General features: G+C 70.7%; 20 protein-coding genes. 11 read left to right on the top strand and 9 right to left on the bottom strand.

Features of this window, described 5'->3' with window-relative positions; genetic code table 11:
• The first annotated feature begins 153 nt into the window (after nt 1-153).
• The 5 genes from NYE39_RS05470 (at nt 154) to NYE39_RS05450 (ending at nt 4,346) form a co-directional block, all read left to right on the top strand.
• Nucleotides 154-732, top strand: coding sequence for an ATP-dependent Clp protease proteolytic subunit (locus tag NYE39_RS05470; RefSeq protein WP_072626268.1), 579 nt, complete (start codon nt 154-156; stop codon nt 730-732).
• Between the two features lie 31 nt (nt 733-763).
• Nucleotides 764-1,438, top strand: coding sequence for an ATP-dependent Clp protease proteolytic subunit (locus NYE39_RS05465; RefSeq protein WP_072625038.1), 675 nt, complete (start codon nt 764-766; stop codon nt 1,436-1,438).
• A 124-nt stretch (nt 1,439-1,562) separates the two neighbouring features.
• Nucleotides 1,563-2,174 carry a hypothetical protein gene (locus tag NYE39_RS05460; RefSeq protein ID WP_341012064.1) on the top strand — a complete coding sequence of 204 codons (612 nt, stop codon included), beginning with the start codon at nt 1,563-1,565 and terminating at the stop codon, nt 2,172-2,174.
• Between the two features lie 138 nt (nt 2,175-2,312).
• A complete protein-coding gene (gene clpX / locus NYE39_RS05455; protein ID WP_341012063.1) occupies nt 2,313-3,590 on the top strand; it encodes an ATP-dependent Clp protease ATP-binding subunit ClpX in 1,278 nt (425 codons plus the stop codon).
• 39 nt (nt 3,591-3,629) lie between these two features.
• Nucleotides 3,630-4,346, top strand: coding sequence for a hypothetical protein (locus tag NYE39_RS05450; RefSeq protein WP_341012062.1), 717 nt, complete (start codon nt 3,630-3,632; stop codon nt 4,344-4,346).
• Here NYE39_RS05450 and valS read toward each other — a convergent pair.
• Entirely contained in the window at nt 4,343-6,961 is a 2,619-nt protein-coding gene (gene valS / locus NYE39_RS05445; protein WP_341012061.1) for a valine--tRNA ligase, read from the bottom strand. The two genes, NYE39_RS05450 and valS, sit on opposite strands and share 4 nt — an antisense overlap.
• Nucleotides 6,962-7,046: 85 nt before the next feature.
• On the opposite strand from valS, the gene NYE39_RS05440 reads away from it, so the two are divergent.
• Nucleotides 7,047-7,811 carry a lysophospholipid acyltransferase family protein gene (locus NYE39_RS05440; RefSeq protein WP_341012060.1) on the top strand — a complete coding sequence of 255 codons (765 nt, stop codon included), beginning with the start codon at nt 7,047-7,049 and terminating at the stop codon, nt 7,809-7,811.
• A gap of 24 nt (nt 7,812-7,835) precedes the next feature.
• Here the strand turns inward: NYE39_RS05440 and NYE39_RS05435 are convergent, their stop codons facing one another.
• Complete coding sequence (locus tag NYE39_RS05435) at nt 7,836-9,668, bottom strand: ABC transporter ATP-binding protein (protein WP_341012059.1); 1,833 nt, start codon at nt 9,666-9,668, stop codon at nt 7,836-7,838.
• Between the two features lie 85 nt (nt 9,669-9,753).
• On the opposite strand from NYE39_RS05435, the gene NYE39_RS05430 reads away from it, so the two are divergent.
• On the top strand, nt 9,754-10,194 hold the full coding sequence (locus NYE39_RS05430; RefSeq protein ID WP_341012058.1) for a MarR family winged helix-turn-helix transcriptional regulator: 441 nt from the start codon (nt 9,754-9,756) through the stop codon (nt 10,192-10,194).
• Between the two features lies 1 nt (nt 10,195).
• Here the strand turns inward: NYE39_RS05430 and NYE39_RS05425 are convergent, their stop codons facing one another.
• The gene (locus tag NYE39_RS05425; protein WP_072625031.1) at nt 10,196-10,735 is read right to left on the bottom strand and encodes an NUDIX hydrolase family protein; all 540 of its coding nucleotides are present in this window, start codon (nt 10,733-10,735) and stop codon (nt 10,196-10,198) included.
• A 282-nt stretch (nt 10,736-11,017) separates the two neighbouring features.
• On the opposite strand from NYE39_RS05425, the gene ileS reads away from it, so the two are divergent.
• The 3 genes from ileS to NYE39_RS05410 are packed head-to-tail and all read left to right on the top strand — an operon-like array spanning nt 11,018 to nt 15,399.
• A complete protein-coding gene (gene ileS, locus NYE39_RS05420) occupies nt 11,018-14,329 on the top strand; it encodes an isoleucine--tRNA ligase (RefSeq protein WP_341012057.1) in 3,312 nt (1,103 codons plus the stop codon).
• Nucleotides 14,330-14,336: 7 nt separating this feature from the next.
• Complete coding sequence (locus NYE39_RS05415; protein ID WP_341012056.1) at nt 14,337-14,702, top strand: CidA/LrgA family protein; 366 nt, start codon at nt 14,337-14,339, stop codon at nt 14,700-14,702.
• Entirely contained in the window at nt 14,695-15,399 is a 705-nt protein-coding gene (locus tag NYE39_RS05410) for an LrgB family protein (protein WP_341012055.1), read from the top strand. Before NYE39_RS05415 ends, NYE39_RS05410 begins: the two co-directional genes overlap by 8 nt.
• Before the next feature lie 136 nt (nt 15,400-15,535).
• Here NYE39_RS05410 and NYE39_RS05405 read toward each other — a convergent pair whose 3' ends face one another.
• A complete protein-coding gene (locus tag NYE39_RS05405) occupies nt 15,536-16,039 on the bottom strand; it encodes an SRPBCC domain-containing protein (RefSeq protein ID WP_341012054.1) in 504 nt (167 codons plus the stop codon).
• The gene (locus NYE39_RS05400; RefSeq protein ID WP_341012053.1) at nt 16,036-16,371 is read right to left on the bottom strand and encodes an ArsR/SmtB family transcription factor; all 336 of its coding nucleotides are present in this window, start codon (nt 16,369-16,371) and stop codon (nt 16,036-16,038) included. Before NYE39_RS05400 ends, NYE39_RS05405 begins: the two co-directional genes overlap by 4 nt.
• Nucleotides 16,372-16,424: 53 nt before the next feature.
• Between NYE39_RS05400 and NYE39_RS05395 the strand changes: the two genes are divergently transcribed.
• A complete protein-coding gene (locus NYE39_RS05395) occupies nt 16,425-16,763 on the top strand; it encodes a cupin domain-containing protein (protein WP_341012052.1) in 339 nt (112 codons plus the stop codon).
• On the opposite strand, the gene NYE39_RS05390 is transcribed toward NYE39_RS05395, so the two are convergent.
• Genes NYE39_RS05390 through NYE39_RS05375 form a run of 4 tightly spaced genes read right to left on the bottom strand, consistent with a single transcriptional unit; the run spans nt 16,760 to nt 20,625 of the window.
• Nucleotides 16,760-17,557 carry an ABC transporter ATP-binding protein gene (locus tag NYE39_RS05390; RefSeq protein WP_341012051.1) on the bottom strand — a complete coding sequence of 266 codons (798 nt, stop codon included), beginning with the start codon at nt 17,555-17,557 and terminating at the stop codon, nt 16,760-16,762. The genes NYE39_RS05395 and NYE39_RS05390 overlap by 4 nt on opposite strands.
• On the bottom strand, nt 17,554-18,567 hold the full coding sequence (locus NYE39_RS05385; protein ID WP_341012050.1) for a FecCD family ABC transporter permease: 1,014 nt from the start codon (nt 18,565-18,567) through the stop codon (nt 17,554-17,556). Before NYE39_RS05385 ends, NYE39_RS05390 begins: the two co-directional genes overlap by 4 nt.
• On the bottom strand, nt 18,564-19,586 hold the full coding sequence (locus tag NYE39_RS05380) for a FecCD family ABC transporter permease (protein WP_341012049.1): 1,023 nt from the start codon (nt 19,584-19,586) through the stop codon (nt 18,564-18,566). The genes NYE39_RS05385 and NYE39_RS05380 overlap by 4 nt, the downstream gene beginning before the upstream one ends.
• 10 nt (nt 19,587-19,596) lie before the next feature.
• Complete coding sequence (locus NYE39_RS05375) at nt 19,597-20,625, bottom strand: iron-siderophore ABC transporter substrate-binding protein (protein WP_341012048.1); 1,029 nt, start codon at nt 20,623-20,625, stop codon at nt 19,597-19,599.
• Between the last annotated feature and the right edge of the window lie 33 nt (nt 20,626-20,658).

Below are 20,658 nucleotides of genomic sequence, written 5' to 3'. Positions count from 1 at the left end.
GGCGAACACGTGCCGAGGGCGGGAAACATGCGCGGGGAGTGGGCGTTAGGGTCAGTGAAAGTCGTGAACACGAGAGCAACCGCCGACACGGCGGAGAAGCGAGTGAGCGTGAGCAACAGCAGCGAGATCGTCGCAGCCGGCCCGCAGGGCGGGATGGGTCTCGACGACCACATCTACCAGCGCCTCCTCAAGGAGCGCATCATCTTCCTCGGGTCCGATGTGCGTGACGACAACGCCAACGCCATCGCCGCCCAGATGCTGCTCCTCGCGGCCGAGGACCCCGAAAAGGACATCTGGCTCTACATCAACAGCCCCGGTGGCTCGATCTCGGCCGGCATGGCGATCTTCGACACCATGAAGTGGATCCCCAACGACGTGGCGACCGTCGCCATGGGGCTGGCCGCATCGATGGGCCAGTTCCTGCTGTCGGCGGGGACCAAGGGCAAGCGCTACGCGACCCCCCACGCCCGCGTCATGATGCACCAGCCCTCGGGCGGCATCGGCGGTACCGCCTCGGACATCAAGATCCAGGCCGAGCAGATGCTCTTCGTCAAGACGCAGATGGCCGAGCTCATCGCCGAGCACACCGGCCAGACCGTCGAGCAGATTCACAAGGACTCCGACCGCGACCGGTGGTTCGGCGCCCAGGAGGCCAAGGAGTACGGCTTCGTCGACCACGTCTTCGAGCGCTCCGACCAGGCCGGTCAGGGCAACAACCCCGTCAGCGACTGAGCCCCGACCCGCGAGCCTTCCAGGAGACACCATGAACTTCGACGCACAGCTGCGCACCCACCAGCCGGGCTCGGCCCCCCTTCGTCCCGGGCCGTCCAGCCGCTACATCCTGCCCAACTTCGAGGAGCGAACCTCCTACGGCATGAAGCGGATGGACCCGTACACCAAGCTCTTCGAGGACCGGATCATCTTCCTCGGCGTGCAGGTCGACGACGCCTCCGCGGACGACATCATCGCCCAGCTGCTCGTGCTGGAGTCGATGGAGCCCGAGCGCGACATCCTCATGTACATCAACAGCCCCGGCGGCTCCTTCACCGCCATGACGGCGATCTACGACACGATGCAGTACATCCGCCCCGACATCCAGACCTTCGTCATCGGTCAGGCCGCGTCGGCGGCGGCGGTGCTCCTCGGTGCCGGCGCCCCGGGCAAGCGCTTCGCCCTGCCCAACAGCCGCATCCTCATCCACCAGCCGGCGCTCGCCGGCGGTGAGTACGGCCAGGCCTCCGACATCGAGATCCAGGCCAACGAGGTGCTGCGCATGCGCACCTGGCTCGAGGAGACCTGGGCCAAGCACTCGGGCAAGACCGCCGAGGAGGTCCGCGAGGACATCGAGCGCGACAAGATCCTGTCGGCCCAGGAGGCCAAGGACTACGGCCTCATCGACGAGGTGCTCACCCCGCGCAAGGCCTCGCTCGAGGACTGAGCCACACGCGGCGACCGAGCCACCACGACGCAGGGCCCCGGACCAGTCCGGGGCCCTGCCTCGTCCCCGGGGACTCGAGCGCATGACGGCGGAACCGGCGGGCCGGCCGTGACGTCCAAGGATCATGCGACGCCTGCTCCTGCCGCTCCTGGCGGCCCTGCTGGCCCTGCCGGTCGTGGTCCTCACCGCGCCCGCGGCTCAGGCCTGCTCGTGCGCCGTGAGCAGCCCGGCACGTCTCGTCGATCGCGCGGCTCTCGTCGCGCAGGTCGAGGTCGCCGCCCGCGACGAGCACACGAGCGCCGACGGGATGGCCGGCTCGCGCTACGACGTCGTCGTGCGAAGGGAGTGGAAGGGCCCCGGGCAGCAGCGGGTCGCCGTCGTCAGCCGCGACGACTCGGCCTCCTGCGGCGTGCGCCTCGCCGTCGGGCGGGAGTACCTGCTGCTGGGTACGCCTGCGGGCGACGCCTGGCGGGTCGAGCTGTGCGGCGGGACGACGGTCCTCGCCTCGGGCACCCCCCAGGGTGCGGTCACGGTCGCCGACGTCGAGGAGCGACTCGGTGCGGGGACGACACCGGCGACGGCGCCTGCCGCCGACGAGCCGGGGGAGTCCCGGCCCGCCGACGACCGGGGGTGGTGGACCCTGACGGGAGGTGTCGCCGGCCTCCTCCTCGCGGTGCTGCTCGTCGCGCTCTTCGTCGCGCTTGTGCGCCGGGGACCCGGACGCCGCGCCGGCTGACCGGTCGTTCCGCTGTCAGCGGACAAGGGCGACGCGCCGTGGCGAAGGGGTGTCCAATGGGATGGCGGCCGCAGCCCGTTGGGTACGGTCGGTGGCACGCGACCAGATCGGTCGAGGCGAGTGAGAGGACACCCTGACGTGGCACGAGTCGGAGAGAGCGGCGACCTGCTCAAGTGCTCCTTCTGCGGCAAGTCCCAGAAGCAGGTGAAGAAGCTCATCGCCGGGCCCGGCGTCTACATCTGCGACGCATGCATCGACCTGTGCAACGAGATCATCGAGGAGGAGCTCACCGACGCGGGTGACCTCGCCCTCGACGAGCTGCCCAAGCCGCGCGAGATCTACGACTTCCTCGAGACCTACATCATCGGTCAAGACAAGGCGAAGAAGGCGCTCGCCGTCGCCGTCTACAACCACTACAAGCGGATCCAGGCCGACGAGGGCGCGGTCGCCAAGCGCGACGAGGACCACGTCGACATCGCCAAGTCCAACATCCTGCTCATCGGGCCCACCGGCTGCGGCAAGACCTATCTCGCGCAGACCCTCGCCCGCATGCTCAACGTCCCCTTCGCCATCGCCGACGCCACCGCCCTCACCGAGGCCGGCTATGTCGGCGAGGACGTCGAAAACATCCTCCTCAAGCTCATCCAGGCTGCCGACTACGACACCAAGAAGGCCGAGCAGGGGATCATCTACATCGACGAGATCGACAAGGTCGCCCGCAAGTCGGAGAACCCCTCGATCACCCGTGACGTCTCCGGCGAGGGCGTGCAGCAGGCGCTGCTGAAGATTCTCGAGGGCACGACGGCGTCGGTGCCCCCGCAGGGTGGGCGCAAGCACCCGCACCAGGAGTTCATCCAGATCGACACGACCAACGTGCTCTTCATCGTCGGCGGTGCCTTCGCCGGCCTGGAGAAGATCATCGAGTCGCGCGTCGGCAAGAAGGGCCTGGGCTTCGGCTCCGAGCTGCACAAGGCGACCGACCTGGCCGAGGCGATCACCGACGTCATGCCCGAGGACCTGATGAAGTTCGGCCTCATCCCCGAGTTCATCGGCCGCCTGCCGATCATCACGACGGTCACCCCGCTCGACCGCGAGGCGCTCGTGCAGATCCTCGCCGAGCCCAAGAATGCCCTCGTCAAGCAGTACCGCAAGATGTTCGAGATCGACGGCGTCGAGCTGGAGTTCACCGACGACGCCCTCGAGGCGATCGCCGACTCCGCCATCGCCCGCGGCACGGGAGCCCGTGGCCTGCGCGCGATCATGGAGGAGGTCCTCATGCCGGTCATGTTCGACACCCCGAGCGATGACGGCATCAAGCAGATCGTCGTCAGCGCAGAGGTCGTGCGCGACAACGTCCTGCCGACGATCGTGCGGCACGAGGAGAGCGGCAAGCGCAAGCACAAGCGCTCCGCCTGACGCGATCGCGCTGGCCGACGAGCCTGACAGGATGTGGGTGTGAACGCGCCCTTCCGTCTCGTGCAGGGGTCTTCCGGCCCACGCCAGCAGAGCCCGACGACGTGCGGGTCGGCGTGCGCGACGGTCGCCCGGATGCTCGTCGACGCTCCCTTCGCCCGCTGGGTCACCTCCGGTGAGGGGCATCCGGTGCCCGGCGCCGAGGGCGCCACTGCGGCGGAGCGCTTCGCGGCCTGGGAGCGGGTCGTCCACGCCCGGACCAACGGCTGGCGCGCGCCCGGGGGCGGCTTCGTCCTCGCCTGGCCACAGGCCTTGGGTACGCCACCGTGGGGGCTCAAGCACGAGCTCGAGCACGGCGCCGCCCGCGTCGGCACGCGATACCGGGTGATGTCGGTCCGCGCCCACTCCGAGGAGTCCCTGCGTGCCCGCTACCGTCGCCTGCTCGACCTCGTCGTCGACGGCGAGCCGGCGGTCCTCTACGTCGGCAACCGCCTGCTGCCTCGGCACGTCACGCTCGTGCTCCCGGGGGAGCGGCCGGACGTGCTCGAGGTCTACGAGCCGGCAAGCGGCACGGTCCAGGTGCTCGACGAGGAGGCCTTCGCCCACCGGCGGCTGCGCCTCGGTGGCTGGTCGGTGCCGTGGATCCTCGTGCAGCCGACCGGGCACCGTCGGGTGCACGACGCCGCGCCGGCGCCGAGCGCGTGGCGGGTGCCGCGGCTGGCTCCCGAGCCCGACCTGCTGCGCGAGGCCGGACGCTAGTTCTTCGGCGGCTTGACGAAGGGGATGAGCTCGACGTCGCGCAGCTCGACCTCGTCGCCCTCGGCGTAGTCGAAGCCGCCCGTCAGGCGCCCGGCTGCGCGCAGGTCGGCCTCACCGGCGCGCACCCGCTCGGCGGTCGCGGCCGGAGCGACGAGCGTCGCCGAGGTGATCTCGCTGCGCATGCCGACCTTGGCGTCGGACTTGGCCTTGCGCACCTGGCTCAGGGCCGTGCCGACGGCCGCGAGGACGTGCGGGTCACCGGCGTCGGCGAGGTCCAGCTCGCTCGCCTCGGGCCAGGTCGCGCGGTGCACCGAGCCCTCCTGCCACCACGACCAGACCTCCTCGGTCGCGTAGGGGAGGAAGGGCGCGAGCAGTCGCAGCAGGACCGACAGGGCCAGCCGCAGCGCGGCGCGCGCCGACGGGTCGCCGCCGTGGGCGCGGTCCTTGACGAGCTCGATGTAGTCGTCGCAGAAGGTCCAGAAGAAGGTCTCGGTGACGTCGAGCGAGCGGGTGTAGTCCCACGCCTCGAAGCCGTTGGTCGCGTCCTTGACCACCTGCTCGAGGGCGGCGAGCATGGCGCGGTCGAGCGGCTCGCTGACGACCGAGGACAGACCCTGGCGGTCGTCGAGCTCGGGCTCGCCGAAGCCGAGGGCGAACTTGCTGGCGTTGAGCAGCTTGATCGCCAGACGGCGGCCGATCTTCATCTGGCCGGTGTCGTAGGCCGCGTCGGTGCCCAGGCGACCGGAGGCCGCCCAGTAGCGCACGGCGTCGGCGCTGTGCTCGACGACGACGTCCTCGGGCGTGACGACATTGCCCTTGGACTTGCTCATCTTCTTGCGGTCGGGGTCGAGGATCCACCCGGAGATCGCGGCGTTCTTCCACGGGGCGCTGCCGTGCTCGAAGTGCGCGCGCACGACGGTCGCGAAGAGCCAGGTGCGGATGATGTCGTGGCCCTGCGGGCGCACGTCCATCGGGAAGACCTTGCCGAAGAGGTCGCTCTCGCCACGCTCGCCCGCGAGCCAGTCGCCGGCGATCTGCGGGGTGAGCGAACTGGTCGCCCAGGTGTCCATGACGTCGGGGTCGCCGGTGAAGCCGCCCGGCTGGTCGCGCAGGTCCTCGGTGTAGCCGGACGGCACCTGCGTCATCGGGTCGATGGGCAGCTGCTCCTCGGTCGGCACGAGCGGGCTCTCGTACTGGGGCTGGCCGTCACCGTCGAGGGCGTACCAGACGGGGATCGGGATGCCGAAGAAGCGCTGGCGCGAGATCAGCCAGTCGCCGTTGAGCCCGGCCACCCAGTTCTTGTAGCGCGACTTCATGAAGTCGGGGTGGAAGTCGATCTCGTCACCACGGGCCTGCAGCGCCTGGTTGAGATCGGCATCGCGGCCGCCGTTGCGGATGTACCACTGGCGTGAGGTGACGATCTCGAGGGGCTTCTCGCCCCGCTCGTAGAAGTTGGCCTTGCGCTGGGTCTTCTGGGGCTCGCCGTCGAGGTCACCCGAGGCGCGCAGCGCCTCGACGACGACCTCGCGGGCGGAGTGCACGGTCTTGCCGGACATCTCCGCGAAGGTCGCGACACCCCCTTCGCTCGTGATCCAGTCGGGGGTCTCGCCGAGGATCCGGCCGGCCCGGGTGACGACGGAGCGGGTCGGCAGCTGCAGCTCGCGCCACCAGATGACGTCGGTGAGGTCACCGAAGGTGCAGCACATCGCGATGCCGGCGCCCTTGTCCATCTCGGCGGAGGGGTGCGCGACGACGGGCACCTCGACCCCGAAGAGCGGTGAGGTCACCGTGGAGCCGAAGAGCCCCTGGTAGCGCTCGTCGTCGGGGTGGGCGATGAGCGCGACGCAGGCCGGCAGCAGCTCCGGTCGGGTCGTCTCGATGTGGACGGGACCGTCGGCGCCGTGGAAGGCCACGCGGTGGTAGGCGCCCGGGTAGTCGCGGGCCTCGAGCTCGGCCTGCGCGACGGCGGTCTGGAAGGTGACGTCCCACAGGCCGGGGGCCTCGGCCGTGTAGGCCTCGCCGCGGGCAAGGTTGCGCAGGAAGGCGGTCTGGGCCGTCGCGCGGGAGCGGTCGTCGATGGTGCGGTACTGGATCTGCCAGTCGAGGCTGAAGCCGAGGCGGCGGAAGAGGGACTCGAAGGCCTCCTCGTCCTTGACCGTCAGCTCGTCGCACAGCTCGATGAAGTTCTGCCGGCTGATCGGGACCTGGTCGGCGGCCTTGATGGTCTTCGTCGTGCCCTCGAAGGGGGGCGTGAAGTCCGGGTCGTAGGGCAGCGAGGAGTCGCCGCGCACGCCGTAGTAGTTCTGCACCCGCTTCTCGGTCGGCAGGCCGTTGTCGTCCCAGCCGATCGGGTAGAAGACGTTGAGCCCGCGCATGCGCTTGTAGCGGGCCATGCAGTCGGTGTGCGTGTAGCTGAAGACGTGGCCCATGTGCAGCGACCCGCTGGCGGTCGGCGGCGGGGTGTCGATGGAGAAGACCTGCTCCCGGGCGCCCTCGCGGTCGAAGGCGTAGGTGTCCTGCTCACGCCATACGGCGCCCCACTTGTCCTCGAGGCCGTCCAGCGAGGGACGGTCCGGGATGCGGGCTGCGTCGGGGGCGGGGGAGTGCTCGGTCATGGGGTGGATCTTCCCATCACCGGTGTGGCACGGACCAATCGGTCCGTGCCTGCTCCGGCGACCTACGAGACCGTAGGCTGCAGTCATGCGCCGACCCGAGCCCCTGTACCGCGCGATCATCATCGTCGCGCGGACCATCTTCCTCATCAACGGCTACCGCTTCACCATCAGGGGCGACGCCAACGTCCCCAAGCGTGGCGGCGCGGTCATGGCGATCAACCACACCGGTTACATCGACTTCGTGCTGGCCGGCCTGGGGGCGCGACGCAGCAACCGGTGGGTGCGCTTCATGGCGAAGAAGTCGATCTGGCAGCACAAGGTCGCCGGGTTCTTCATGCGGGGGCTGAAGCACATCCCGGTCGACCGGCACGCGGGTGGGGCTGCCTTCAAGGAGGCCGTGGCCAAGCTCAAGGACGGCGAGGTCGTCGGGGTCTACCCCGAGGCGACGATGTCGCGCTCCTTCGAGATCAAGGAGCTCAAGAGCGGCACCGCCCGCATGGCGCAGGAGGCGGGCGTGCCGATCCTGCCGACGATCGTGTGGGGCGCGCACCGGATCTGGACCAAGGACGTCCCCAAGCGTCTGGGGCGCACCAACTTCCCGATCCACATCACCATCGGCGACCCGATCCACGTCGGGCCCGAGGACGACGTCAACGAGGTCACCGAGCGGCTGCGCGAGGTCATGAAGCAGCTCCTCGACGAGACCATCGCGGCCTACCCGACCCTCACCGGTGACGAGCTGCGCTTCCACCCGGCCCGTCTCGGCGGCACGGCCCCCACCTACGAGGACGCCTGGGCCAAGGACCACAAGGACATGACCCGCACCAAGGACCAGTTCACCAAGGACTGACGAGCGAAGGGGGAGCCGCGCGCCTCACGCGGTGAGGGCGAGATCCTCCCCGGCGAGCCGTGCGTAGGCTCCGCCCCGCCGCAGCAGGGCCAGGTGCTCGCCCCGCTCGACGACCCGCCCGCCCGAGAGGACGAGGATCTCGTCGGCGGCCTCGATGGTGCTCAGCCGGTGGGCGATGGTGATCGTCGTGCGGCCCCGGGCCAGGGCATCGAGGGCCGTCTGCAGCTCGCGCTCGGTGTCGTTGTCCAGGGCGCTCGTCGCCTCGTCGAGGACGAGGACCGCCGGGTCGCGCAGCAGGGTGCGGGCGATGGCGATGCGCTGCTGCTCTCCGCCGGAGAAGCGGTGCCCGCGTGCGCCGACGACCGTGTCGAGCCCGTCGGGCAGCGCTGCGACGAGGTCGGCGGCCTGGGCGGTCGCGAGGGCCTGCCACAGCCGGGCCTCGGTGGCCTCAGGGTCGGCGAGCAGGAGGTTGGCGCGCACCGTGTCGTGGGCGAGGTAGGTCTCCTGGGTGACGATGCCGATGATCTGGGTGAGGGTCTGGGGGTCGATGTCGCGCAGGTCGACACCGTCGACGGTGATCCGCCCGGTGCTCGGATCGGCGAGCCGGACGAGCAGCGAGGCGAGGGTCGACTTGCCACTGCCGGTGGCGCCGACGAGCGCGAGGTGGGAGCCGGCGGGGATGACGGCGTCGATGCCGTCGAGGGCGAGCCGGTCGCCGTCGGGGTAGCCGTAGCCGACACCCTCGATGCGCACGTCGCCGCGCACCGTCGTCGGGTCGAGGTCGACCGGAGCAGCCGGGGGAGTGACCTCGGGCTCGAGGTCGAGGTAGCCGAAGACGCGGCTGAAGAGGGCCATCGAGGCCACCCACGAGGCGCCGACGTTGAGCAGGCCCATGATCGGCCGGAAGATGCCCGACTGCAGCGTCGTGAAGGCGATGATCGTGCCGATCGTCATGCCGCCGCTCGTCGCGGGGAAGCCGGCAGCGAGGTAGATCAGGGCCGGGATCGCGGCGAAGACGATCGACATCGTCGCCATCCGCCAGCGGCCGGCGAGCTCGCTGCGCACCTCGAGCCCGACGAGGTCGGTCGAGGTCTGGGTGAACTCGCGGGCTCCGCGCCCGGCCGTGCCCAGCGTCTTGGACAGCAGCGCGCCGCTCACCGACAGCTCCTCGGTGACCTGGGCCTGCAGGTCGGACAGCCGGCGCTGCCGCTCGGAGGTGATCTCGCGCCGGGCCAGCGCCACCTTGCGGGTGGTCCAGATCGCCGGCGGCAGGACGAGGAGCGACAGGAGCGACAGCCGCCAGCTCAGGGCGGCCATGGCCACCGCGGTGGCGACCGCGGTCGTGAGGTTGGAGGCGATCGAGACGGCCGTGCTCGTCACGATCGACTGCATGCCGCCGATGTCCTGGGTGATGCGCGAGGTGATCTCGCCGGAGCGGGTGCGGGTGAAGAAACTCATCGCCTGCCGCTGCAGGTGGGTGAAGACATCGGTGCGCAGCCGGTGCATGACCGCCTGGCCGACGCGCGTGGAGATCCACGTCTGCTGCACGCCGATGAGTGCGGTGGCGATGGTGACGAGCAGCATGCCGCCGACGGCGAGCAGGAGCAGGCGCACGTCTTGGTGGGGGAGCGCGTCGTCGATGACGGTGCGCAGGAGGAAGGGGGAGGCCATCGAGATCAGCGAACTGGCCACGATGAGCGCCACCACCGCGGCGACCTGCCAGCGGTAGGGGCGGAAGTAGGCGATGACCCGCCGCCCGCTCACGGGGCTCTCGGCGAGCTGGGCGCGGTCGCGCGGGTCGATGCGGCGGGGTCCGTGCCCGCCACCGGTCTTGGGGGATGTCGTCGGGGTGTCCATGTGGGCCCCTTTCATTCGTCTCAGTTCGTGATGCTGAGGTTACCTCACTATGAGGCAAGGGGGCAACTCGGCTACCGTGGTCGCCATGAGCAAGCGGGTGGCCGGGTCGGCCTCGGAGGACCTCGGCGAGCAGCTGCTGCGGGTGGCCCGTGGCCTGCGCCGGGCGTGGATGGTCGACCTGTCGGAGCACGACCTGTCACCCCACGAGGCCCGCGCCCTGCGCGTGGCGGCCGAGCGCGACCCGGCGCCGCGCCTGCGGGAGCTGGCCGACTCCCTTCGCATCGCCCCGCGGTCGGTGACCGACGTCGTCGATGCCCTCGAGGGCAAGGGGTATGTCAGCCGCGAGCCGGACCCGCACGACCGCCGGGCGAGCGTCGTCGTCGTCACCGACGCCGGGCGTGCGGTGCGCGCCGCCGTGCACGAGGCCCGCCGACGCAGCGTCGGTGACCAGATGGGAGCGCTCAGTGCCGAGCAGCGCGCGGCGCTCGCCGACGCGCTGACGACCCTCGAGCGGGGGCTGGACTGAGTCAGACCGAGCTGTGCCCCAGGTGGGCCAGGGCCTGCCGCAGCAGAGCCCCGTGGCCACCCGACATCTCCGCGAGCAGCCCGGTCTCGCCGGCCTCCTCGGGCGTGAGCCAGGCCAGGTCGAGGGCATCGTGCTGGGGCGCGCAGTCGCCGCGCACCGGCACGATGAAGCTCAGGGCCACGGCGTGCTGGCGCGGGTCGTGGAAGGGGGTGACCCCCGGCGTGGGGAAGAACTCGGCGACGGTGAAGGGCGCCGGGGAGGCCGGCACCGACGGGAGCGCCATCGGACCGAGGTCCTTCTCGAGGTGGCGCACGAGGGCGTCGCGCACCCGCTCGTGGTAGTTGACCCGGCCGGCGATGAGCTCGCGCTCCATCGTGCCGGTGTCGGAGGCGCGCAGCAGCAGCCCGACCGCCGTGACGTCGCCGTTGTCGGCGACCCGCACGGGCACCGCCGCGACGTAGAGGATCGGCACGCGGCCGCGCACGTTGTCGAGCTCCTCGCGGCTGAGCCACGCTTCCTGACGGTCGAGGTCGGTCGGCATGGCGCCATCCTCGCACGCGGTTTCGAGCCTCTGTCGGTGAGTCCTACACTGGTGCCACAGGCGTCTGAGCCGTCATCAGCGGCGAGCCTCCGGCAGAACGGGAGCGGCAGCTCCTCACTAGACCCGGACGGGTGGTCACGTCACGACCGGTGGACCAAGGAGCGGTCCACTCCCTTCGTCGCGAAGGGGGTGGACAAGCGGGGTGGTACCGCGGTGGCCGGATGGCCGTCGTCCTCGTGGCAGTTGACGAGTTGACCCGCCGAGTACCCCGGAGCCGCCGCGATGACCTATCCCAAGGTCTCCACCACCGACGCGACCACCGTCGCCTCCTCCCCGAGCTTCCCCAACATCGAGAAGCACGTCCTGAACTACTGGGAGGCGGACGGGACCTTCCAGGCCTCCATCGACGCCCGTGACGCCGGCACGGACGGCAGCAACGAGTTCGTCTTCTACGACGGTCCCCCCTTCGCCAACGGTCTGCCGCACTACGGCCACCTGCTCACCGGCTACGTCAAGGACGTCGTCCCGCGCTACCAGACGATGCGCGGCAAGCGGGTCGAGCGGCGCTTCGGCTGGGACACCCACGGACTGCCCGCCGAGCTCGAGGCGATGCGCCAGCTCGGGCTGAAGACGACCGACGAGGTCCGTGAGCTCGGCATCGAGAAGTTCAACGCCGCCTGCCGCGAGTCGGTCCTGAAGTACACCGGCGAGTGGCGCGACTACGTCACCCGCCAGGCGCGCTGGGTCGACTTCGACAACGACTACAAGACGCTCAACCCGACCTTCATGGAGTCGGTCATCTGGGCCTTCAAGTCGATGTACGACCAGGGCCTGATCTACGAGGGCTTCCGCGTGCTGCCCTACTGCTGGCAGGACGAGACGCCGCTGTCCAACCACGAGCTGCGCATGGACGACGACGTCTACCAGATGCGGCAGGACCCGGCCGTCACCGTCGGCCTGCGGATGGACACCACCGGCGAGGACCCGGTGCTCGACGGTGCCCACCTGCTCGTGTGGACGACGACCCCGTGGACCCTGCCGAGCCACCTGGCCGTCATGGTCGGCTCCGAGATCGACTACGTCGTCGTCGAGGCGCCGGTCCCCGGTGTCGAGGGGGCCACGGCGAAGTACGTCCTGGCCGAGGCGCGCCTGGGCCACTATGCCCGCGAGCTCGGCGACGAGCGGGCGGTCCTCGGCCGCTACACCGGAGCCCAGCTGCTCGGCCGCACCTACACCCCGCCGATGTCCTACTACGCCGACCACGAGGGCGCCTTCCGCGTCGTCGCCGCGGACGAGGCCGTGACGACGACCGACGGCTCGGGCCTGGTCCACACGGCCGGCGCCTTCGGTGAGATCGACAAGGAGGTCACCGACCGCGAGGGCATCGCCGCCGTCATGCCGGTGGCCAAGGACGGTCGCTTCACCGCGCCGGTCACCGACTACGAGGGCATGCTCGTCTTCGACGCCAACGGCCCGATCATCGACGCGCTCAAGGCGACGACCCGGGGCGAGCAGGCCGACTCGGTCAGCGAGGGCACGATCCTGCTGCGCCGCGAGTCCTACGAGCACTCCTACCCGCACTGCTGGCGCTGCCGGCAGCCGCTGATCTACAAGGGTGTCGAGTCGTGGTTCGTCGAGGTCACGGCGATCAAGGACAAGATGCTCGCCAACAACGAGCAGATCACCTGGACGCCCGAGCACGTCAAGCACGGCCAGTTCGGCAAGTGGCTCGAAAATGCGCGTGACTGGTCGATCACCCGCAACCGCTTCTGGGGCAGCCCGGTGCCGGTGTGGAAGTCCGACGACCCGGCCTACCCGCGCATCGACGTCTACGGCTCCTTCGAGGAGATCGAGCGCGACTTCGGGCGGCTGCCGCTCGGCGAGGGCGGTGAGCCCGATCTCCACCGTCCCTTCGTCGACGAGCTGACCCGGCCCAACCCCGACGACCCGACCGGCAAGAGCACGATGCGCCGCGTCGAGGACGTGCTCGACGTGTGGTTCGACTCCGGGTCGATGAGCTACGCGCAAGTGCACTACCCCTTCGACAATGCCGAGTGGTTCGAGCAGCACTTCCCGGCCGACTTCATCGTCGAGTACATCGGCCAGACCCGCGGGTGGTTCTACACGCTGCACATCCTCGCGACCGCGCTCTTCGACAAGCCGGCCTTCTCGTCGGTCATCAGCCACGGCATCGTCCTGGGCAATGACGGGCAGAAGATGTCCAAGTCGCTGCGCAACTACCCCGACGTCTCCGAGGTCTTCGACCGCGACGGCGCCGACGCGATGCGCTGGTTCCTCATGAGCAGCCCGATCCTGCGCGGCGGCAACCTCGTCGTCACCGAGCAGGGCATCCGCGAGGGCGTGCGGCAGGTGCTCATCCCGCTGTGGAACAGCTACTCCTTCTTCGCCCTCTACGCCAATGCCCTCGGCGACGGCTACGAGGCGAAGTGGTCGACGGGCTCCACCGACCCGCTCGACCGCTACCTGCTGGCCAAGCTGCGCGAGTTCGTCGAGGACGCCACCGCGCGGATGGACGCCTACGACATCGCCGGCGCCTGTGACAGCACCCGCAGCTTCACCGACGTGCTCACCAACTGGTACATCCGGCGCAGCCGGGAGCGCTTCTGGGCCACAGAAGCAGCGGATGCCGACACCATGTCCAACGCGAGGGCGGCCAGCAACACCCTCTACACGGCACTCGAGGTGCTCTGCCGCGTCGCCGCCCCCCTTCTGCCGCTGATGGCCGAAGAAGTCTGGCGTGGGCTCACGGGAGAGCGGTCGGTGCACCTGGCCGACTGGCCCCGGGCGGAGGACCTGCCGGCCGACCACGACCTCGTCGTCGCCATGGACACCGCCCGCGCGGTGTGCAGCTCGGCCAGCGCGCTGCGCAAGGCCAACAAGCTGCGCAACCGCCTGCCGCTGCGTGACCTGACGGTCGTCGTGCCCGACGCCGCGAAGCTCGCGGACTTCGGCGCGATCGTCGCCGATGAGGTCAACGTGCGCCAGGTGAGCCTGCTCGACATCGCTGACCCGGCGGCCGCGGACTTCGGCGTGAGCCAGAAGCTCACCGTCAACGCCCGTGCGGCTGGACCGCGCCTGGGCAAGCAGGTCCAGGTCGCGATCAAGGGCAGCAAGTCCGGCGACTGGTCCGTCGCCGACGACGGCACCGTGACCTCCGGCGGCATCGCCCTGGTCGAGGGCGAGTACACGCTCGAGACCGTCGCGGCCGATGACGAAGGGAGCCACCGCGCCACCGCGATGCTCCCCGGCTCCGTGGGCGGCTTCATCGTGCTCGACACCGAGGTCACCGACGAGCTGGCGGCCGAGGGTCTGGCGCGCGACGTCATCCGTGCCGTCCAGGAGGCGCGCAAGCAGGCCGGACTCGAGGTCTCCGACCGGATCAGCCTGACGATCACCGGCTCGCAGCAGATGTGGCAGGCGACCGTCGCCCACCAGGGCCTGATCGTCGACGAGACCCTAGCCGGTCAGTTCGGCTCCGCTCCCAACCTCGAGGCGCTGCCGCTCGGCGACGGCGTCGTCGAGACCGAGCTCTCCGGCAGCGAGAGGGTCCGGGTCAAGGTCACGCGCCTGTGAGCCGCCGATGATCAACGGGATCCTGTGGGTCCTCGGCTGCCAGCTCGTCGGGGAGGTCTTCGTCCGGAGCCTCGGCCTGTCGATCCCCGGGCCGGTCGTGGGGATGGTGCTGCTCTTCGTGGTGCTGTCCGTGCGCCGGCCGGGAGAGGTCTCAGGCACGCTGCGCTTCTCCGACGGCCTGCTGCGCCACCTGCAGCTCTTTTTCGTCCCGGTGACGGTCGGGATCATGGTCCACGCGTCCGAGCTGGGTCGGCAGTGGCTGCCGGTCACGGGAGGCCTCGTCCTGTCGTGGCTGCTCGGCCTGCTGACCGTGGCCGGTCTGGCCTCGTGGTTGCAGGGGCGCCGGGGAGTGCGGGTGCGCTCTCATGACTGAGGCCGTGGACTGGCTGCGCGACTCGCCGCTCACGTGGGTCTTCCTCACCCTGCTCGCGTACCGGGCCGGTGTGTGGGTACGCGACCGCACCGGCGGTCACCCGCTCGCGCAGCCGGTGCTCGTCGCCGCGGCGCTGCTCATCACGCTGCTCGCCGTCCTCGGCATCGACTACGACACGTACATGACCGGCGGCGCGCTGATCCACCTCGTGCTCGGCCCGGCGACGGTCGCGCTCGCGGCGCCGCTGCACCGGCAGGCGCACCATCTGCGTGAGATGGCGTTGCCGCTGGTGGTCGCCCTGCCGGCCGGCGCGCTCGTCTCGATCGGCTCGGCCGTGCTCACGGTGCGCGCCCTCGGCGGGTCCGAAGGGCTCGAGCACACCATCGCGCCCAAGGCCGCGACGACTCCCGTCGCCATCGCCATCGCTGACCACATCGGGGGAGTGCCGGCGCTCGTCGCCGCCTTCACGATGCTCGCCGGCATGCTCGGTGCGGTCTTCGGGCCGTGGCTGCTGGACCGGATGGGCGTGCAGGACAGGCGAGTTCGTGGCCTGGCCATGGGCGCGGCCTCCCACGGCGTCGGCACCTCGCGCTCGCTGCACGACCACCTCACGGAGGGGGCCTTCGCGGGACTCGCGATGGGTCTCACCGCCCTGCTGACGAGCGTGCTCGTGCCGCTCGTCATCGCCCTCCTCTGACTCTGCATTGCCCTACGGCAATGCAGAGTCTTGATGTCGAGAGGTTGCATTGCCATAGGGCAATGCAGACGAAGGGGGGGAGGTCGCCGCGGCGGCGACGCGCCGCTTGCTCCCTCCCCCGCCTGCACGTCCGGGGTCAGGCGGCGCCGTCGGCGGCCGCCGGCTCCATCGGCGCGCCCGTCTCGAGGACGGTCTTGATGCCGGAGAGCACCCAGGGCCAGCCGCCGCCCCCTTCGTTGCTCGGGTCGGGGCTGCCGGCCACCTGCTCAGCCATCGTCGGCCGGCCGGTGAGGTCGTGCGTGAGGGTCAGACGGACCGAGCCGTGGGCGCTCGGCTCGATCTCCCAGGTGAGCGTGCCGGGCTCCTCGTCCTCGATCCAGACCGGCGCCCAGGTCTGGACGAGGCGACGCGGCGGGTCGGCCTCGAGCACCTCACCGGTGACGACGACGTCGGGCATGCCGACCGCCTTCATGTCCTCGCCGGCCCGGTGCTCGAAGTGCCCTCCTGCGCGCAGGTCGTAGTCGACGTCGCCGGCGTAGCCGTAGAGCCGGCTGAACTCCGCCGAGGTGATGGCCGCCCACACCCGCTCGGGAGTGGCGCTGATGAAGATGCGATGGATCTGGATCTCGCTGTCGCTCATGGCTCGTCGTCCTCCAGGACTCGTTTGAGATCGAGCAGCGCGGAGGTCCGCGCCGCCGTGTACTTGCCGATCCACCGGTCGTGGATCGCCCGGATGGGGACGGGGTTGAGGTGGTGCAGCTTGGTCCGCCCCTCCTTGCGGGTGATGACGAGGTTCGCTTCCTCGAGCAGCCGCAGGTGCTTGGCCACCCCGAACCTCGTCATCTCCGTGTGCTCGCGCACGACCTCCTCGAGGTCGGACTGGCTGCGTCCGTCACGCTCGAAGAGGGCGTCCAGCAGCACCCGGCGGATCGGGTCCGCCAGGGCCTTGAAGACGAGGTCGTCATCGCTCACGTCATCATGATAGGTTACCAAATGGTCACCTATCTAGACCTAGGGTGTGAGACATGGACACGACCCTCCACTCCGCCTCCGGACTCCTCGACCTCGCGCCGACGAGCGAAGGGGGTCGCCCCGGCGTCAAGAAGGCGCTCGTGGGCCGCGGCTGCCGGGTGGTGATGTTTCGCTTCGCGGCCGGTCAGGTGCTCGCGGAGCACACGGCGGCCTTCCCGATCCTCGTCCAGTGCCTCTCCGGCACCGTGGAGTTCGCCGCGGGGGAGCAGGTGGTGACCCTCGGTCCCGGAGCCGTCGCCAACCTCGACGCGCGGGTGCTGCACGAGGTGCGGGGGGTCACCGATGCCGTCTTCCAGCTGGTCATGCTCGACCCGGCGGCCGCTCCCGCCTAGCGGGTGACCGGCTGCACGTGCGGCACGACCATCGGCGTGCCCGACTGCGGGTCGTCGACGACCTCGGCGCCCAGCCCGAAGACCTCGCGCACCAGGTCACCCGTGAGCACTCGCTCGGGAGGGCCGTCGCCGGCGACACCCCCTTCGTGCATGACGATCAGACGCGAGGCGAAGCGCGCTGCCTGGTTGAGATCGTGCAGCACCGCGACGATCGTGCGGCCCTCGCGGTTGAGGCCGGCGAAGAGCTCGAGCAGCTCGTACTGGTGCGCGATGTCGAGGAAGGTCGTCGGCTCGTCGAGCAGGATCACCTCGGTGTCCTGGGCCAGCACCATCGCGACCCAGGCTCGCTGCCGCTGACCGCCCGACAGGGTCGCCACCGGCGTGTCCGCGAGGTCGGTCAGGTGGGTGCGCTCCAGCGCCGCCGCGATCGCCCGGTCGTCGTCCGGTGACCACTGCCGCAGCAGGCTGTGGTGGGGGTGCCGCCCGCGGGTCACCAGCTCGGCGACGGTGATCCCCTCCGGGGCCGTCGCGCTCTGCGGCAGCAGCGAGATCCGCCGGGCCACGGCGCGGCCGGGCATCCGGTGCAGGTCCTCGCCGTCGAGCTCGACCCGCCCGCCGGAGGGCCGGTTGACCCGGCACAGCGTCTTGAGCAGGGTCGACTTGCCGCAGCCGTTGGGTCCGACGACGACGGCGAACTCACCGTGCTCGATCCTCAGGTCGAGCCCTCGGATGACCGGCTCCCCGCCGTAGCCGACGGTGACCTGGTGGGCGCGGACGAGCGAAGGGGGAGTCATGTCGCCTTCTTCCATTCGGAGACCAGCAGCGCACCGAGGTAGACGCCGCCGATCGCGAGCGTGAGGATGCCGACGGGCAGCCCGTCGAAGACCGGGACCTGCTGGGTGGCCAGGTCCGCGGCCGAGAGCAGGAGGGCGCCGGTCACGGCGGACAGCCCGAGCAGCGGACGTGCACTGCGGGCCAGGCGCCGGGTGATGTGCGGCGCCGTGAGCGCGACGAAGGCGATCGGCCCGGCGACCGCCACCGCGCCGCCGGCCAACAGGACGGACAGGAGGACCGCGCGTCGTCGGACGGCACCGGAGTGCACGCCGAGCGAGGCGGCCACCTCGTCGCCCATCTCGCTCAGGCCGAGGGGGATCGAGAGGAGGGCGAGCGGCACGACGGCCAGGGCGAGCACGACCCAGATCGTCGCGACGTGGTCCCAGCCGCGCGCGTTGAGGCTGCCGTTGAGATAGGCCGACAGGACCGTCGCCTTGTCGCGGGCGACGACGTAGACGACGTACTGCGTGAAGGCATAGGCCATCGCCGATACGCCGATGCCGGCGAGGACCATGCGCATGGGGTTGCTCAGCCCAGTGCCGGTGCTCACCGCGACGAGCCCCACGGCCAGGGCCGCGCCGAGGACCGAGCCGAGGACGATCGACGTCGCGCTCGGCATGAGCAACCCGACGAAGGCGGCCCCCGCGCCCGCCCCGGCGCTCACGCCGATGACGTCGGGGGAGCCGAGGGGGTTGCGCGTCACCGACTGGAAGAGCGCGCCCGACGCCCCGAGGGCGGCCCCGGCCCCGAGGGCGACGAGCAGACGGGGCCCACGCAGGTGGCCGAGGACGAAGTTGGCCTTGCCCGTCGCCTCGCCCCGCGCGACGTCGACCATGCCCGCCGGCAGGTCGGGCAGGGCCACCCCGAGGCCGCCCATGGTCAGCGTGGCCAGGGCCGTGGCGACGACGAGGGCGAGCAGGGTGAGCCCGAGGAGGCTCGCGCGTCGACGCGCGGGGGCCAGGGCGCTCATGCCTGGGCCTTCCGCCCGAGGCGACGCACGGCGAGCAGCAGGATCGGCGCACCGACGAAGGCGGTGACGACGCCGACCATGAGCTCCTGCGGCCGCAGCACGACCCGGCCGACGACGTCGGCGCCGAGCAGGACGATCGGGCCGACGAGGAGGCACCCGAGCAGCTGGCGGCGCATGTCGAGCCCGACGAGGGCCCGCACGATGTGCGGCACGGCGAGGCCGACGAAGGCGATCGGCCCGACGGCAGCGGTCGCGGCGGCGCACAGCAGCGTCGCCGCGCCGAGGGCAGCGGTGCGCACCAGCGTGGTGTTGACCCCGAGGCCCGCCGCGGCTTCGGTGCCCAGGGCCAGCGCGTTGAGGCTGCTCGCGCACAGCAGCGCCAGGACGAGTCCCACGACGACGAAGGGGGCGACCGCCCGCAGTTGGTCGAGCCCGCCGTCGCCGAGCGACCCGACGACCCAGAAGCGGTAGTTGTCGAAGTGCCGGGGCAGGGAGAGCGCGATGGCCTGGACGTAGGCGTTGAGCACCGCCGCGACGACCGCGCCGGCGAGCACGAGCCGGACCATGCTCGCGCCGGTGTCCCCGGCCGTGCCGATCGTGTGGACGACGAGGGCGGCGATGCCGCCGCCGAACAGGGCCACCCAGGCCGAGGCGACGGTCCCGGTGGAGACGCCGAGCCACACGCTGGCGCTCACCATCGCGGCCGCGGCGCCGGCGTTGATGCCGAGCAGCCCCGGGTCGGCGAGGGGGTTGATCGTCACCCCCTGCATCAGGGCCCCGGAGACGGCCAGCGCCGCGCCGACCCCGACCGCCAGGAGGGTGCGCTCGATGCGGGCGTCGAGCACCGTCGCGAGGTAGGCGTCGGGGCGTCCGGTGAGGGCGTCGACCACCTGGGGCAGCGACGTCGGCTTCGACCCGACGGCCAGCGAGAGCAGGCAGACGAGGGCGAGCACGACGACGCACCCCACGAGGACCAGGACGGTCCGTGGGGTGCGTCGAGAGGTCGAGCCAGCAGTCACCCGGCGGAGGCTACTTCGTGTCGGCCTTGGCGATGGCCGCGTCGATCATCTCCGGGTAGGTCTCCAGGGCGTAGGGGACCGTGAGCGGGTTGATCATCGACGAGGCGGTGACGAAGGAGTTGTCGTCGCTCGAGACGACCGCGCCGGCCTTGATCGCGGGGATCGAGGCGTAGAGCTTGTTGGACATCGCCTGCTTCTTGGCCTTGGGGTCGCTGTAGAAGGTGAAGATCAGGTCGCTGTCGTTGAGCTTGTCGGCGTTCTCGTACCCGATGACCGCAGAGTCGGTGCCCTCGGTCTCCTTCATCTTGTCGACGGCCGGGTCGCTCTTGAGCCCCAGCTTGCGGACCATGTCGGCGCGCTGCTCGGTGGGCTTGAAGACGCCCAGGGTGTCGGGCGTGGTGTAGACGTAGCTGAAGGTGTAGTTCTTCCAGTCCGGGTGCTTCTTCGCCTCGTCGGCGAGCTGCTTCTCGAGGTCCGTGACGAGCTTCGCCGCGTCGTCCTCCTGGCCGAGCGCCTGGCCGATGATCTCGATCTGCTCGTCCCAGTCGATGCTCCACGCCTGGTCGGGGTAGGCGACGGTCGGTGCGATCTCGCTCAGCGAGTCGTACTGCTCCTGGGTGATGCCCGACCACGGGGCGAGGATGACGTCGGGCTCGAGCTCGACGATCTTTTCCATGTCGAGCTCTTCGCCGGCGCCGACGAACTCGGGCAGCTCGCCCCCTTCGTCCTTGACGGCCTCGTTGACCCACGGGGTGTAGCCGGACTTGTCGGCGGCCCAGGCGTACTCCTCCATGCCGACGGGGATCGTGCCGAGGGCGATGGAGGTCTCGGTGGAGCCCTGGCCGAGGGTGACGACCTTCTCGGGCTTCTCGGTGATCTCGGCGGTGCCGAGCGAGCTCTTGATCGACACGGGGAAGGCGCCGTCCCCGCTGGACGTCGCGTCGGCGTCCGAGCCGGAGTCGGAGCCGCACCCGGCGAGGGCGAGCGGGGTGGCGAGCAGGAGCGCGGTCGTGGTCGCGCGCAGGCGGGTCAGGTGCATCGTCGTCGTCCTTGCGAAGGGGAGGCCGGTCCG

The sequence above is a fragment of the Janibacter sp. FSL W8-0316 genome (assembly GCF_038004165.1).
GTDB lineage: Bacteria > Actinomycetota > Actinomycetes > Actinomycetales > Dermatophilaceae > Janibacter > Janibacter indicus.
Note: the sequence above shows the minus strand (reverse complement) of the source record. Positions and strands in the feature narration are given on the sequence as shown.

What these genes read in the sequence shown, in the direction of transcription:
- NYE39_RS05410 (WP_341012055.1), top strand. Translation starts at nt 14,695, where the DNA reads ATGACTGAGGCCGTGGACTGGCTGCGCGACTCGCCGCTCACGTGGGTC.
- valS (WP_341012061.1), bottom strand. Translation starts at nt 6,961, where the DNA reads ATGACCGAGCACTCCCCCGCCCCCGACGCAGCCCGCATCCCGGACCGT.
- NYE39_RS05385 (WP_341012050.1), bottom strand. Translation starts at nt 18,567, where the DNA reads ATGAGCGCCCTGGCCCCCGCGCGTCGACGCGCGAGCCTCCTCGGGCTC.
- NYE39_RS05470 (WP_072626268.1), top strand. Translation starts at nt 154, where the DNA reads ATGGGTCTCGACGACCACATCTACCAGCGCCTCCTCAAGGAGCGCATC.
- NYE39_RS05440 (WP_341012060.1), top strand. Translation starts at nt 7,047, where the DNA reads ATGCGCCGACCCGAGCCCCTGTACCGCGCGATCATCATCGTCGCGCGG.
- NYE39_RS05405 (WP_341012054.1), bottom strand. Translation starts at nt 16,039, where the DNA reads ATGAGCGACAGCGAGATCCAGATCCATCGCATCTTCATCAGCGCCACT.
- NYE39_RS05375 (WP_341012048.1), bottom strand. Translation starts at nt 20,625, where the DNA reads ATGCACCTGACCCGCCTGCGCGCGACCACGACCGCGCTCCTGCTCGCC.
- NYE39_RS05430 (WP_341012058.1), top strand. Translation starts at nt 9,754, where the DNA reads ATGAGCAAGCGGGTGGCCGGGTCGGCCTCGGAGGACCTCGGCGAGCAG.
- ileS (WP_341012057.1), top strand. Translation starts at nt 11,018, where the DNA reads ATGACCTATCCCAAGGTCTCCACCACCGACGCGACCACCGTCGCCTCC.
- NYE39_RS05390 (WP_341012051.1), bottom strand. Translation starts at nt 17,557, where the DNA reads ATGACTCCCCCTTCGCTCGTCCGCGCCCACCAGGTCACCGTCGGCTAC.
- NYE39_RS05460 (WP_341012064.1), top strand. Translation starts at nt 1,563, where the DNA reads ATGCGACGCCTGCTCCTGCCGCTCCTGGCGGCCCTGCTGGCCCTGCCG.
- NYE39_RS05395 (WP_341012052.1), top strand. Translation starts at nt 16,425, where the DNA reads ATGGACACGACCCTCCACTCCGCCTCCGGACTCCTCGACCTCGCGCCG.
- NYE39_RS05425 (WP_072625031.1), bottom strand. Translation starts at nt 10,735, where the DNA reads ATGCCGACCGACCTCGACCGTCAGGAAGCGTGGCTCAGCCGCGAGGAG.
- NYE39_RS05465 (WP_072625038.1), top strand. Translation starts at nt 764, where the DNA reads ATGAACTTCGACGCACAGCTGCGCACCCACCAGCCGGGCTCGGCCCCC.
- NYE39_RS05435 (WP_341012059.1), bottom strand. Translation starts at nt 9,668, where the DNA reads ATGGACACCCCGACGACATCCCCCAAGACCGGTGGCGGGCACGGACCC.
- NYE39_RS05415 (WP_341012056.1), top strand. Translation starts at nt 14,337, where the DNA reads ATGATCAACGGGATCCTGTGGGTCCTCGGCTGCCAGCTCGTCGGGGAG.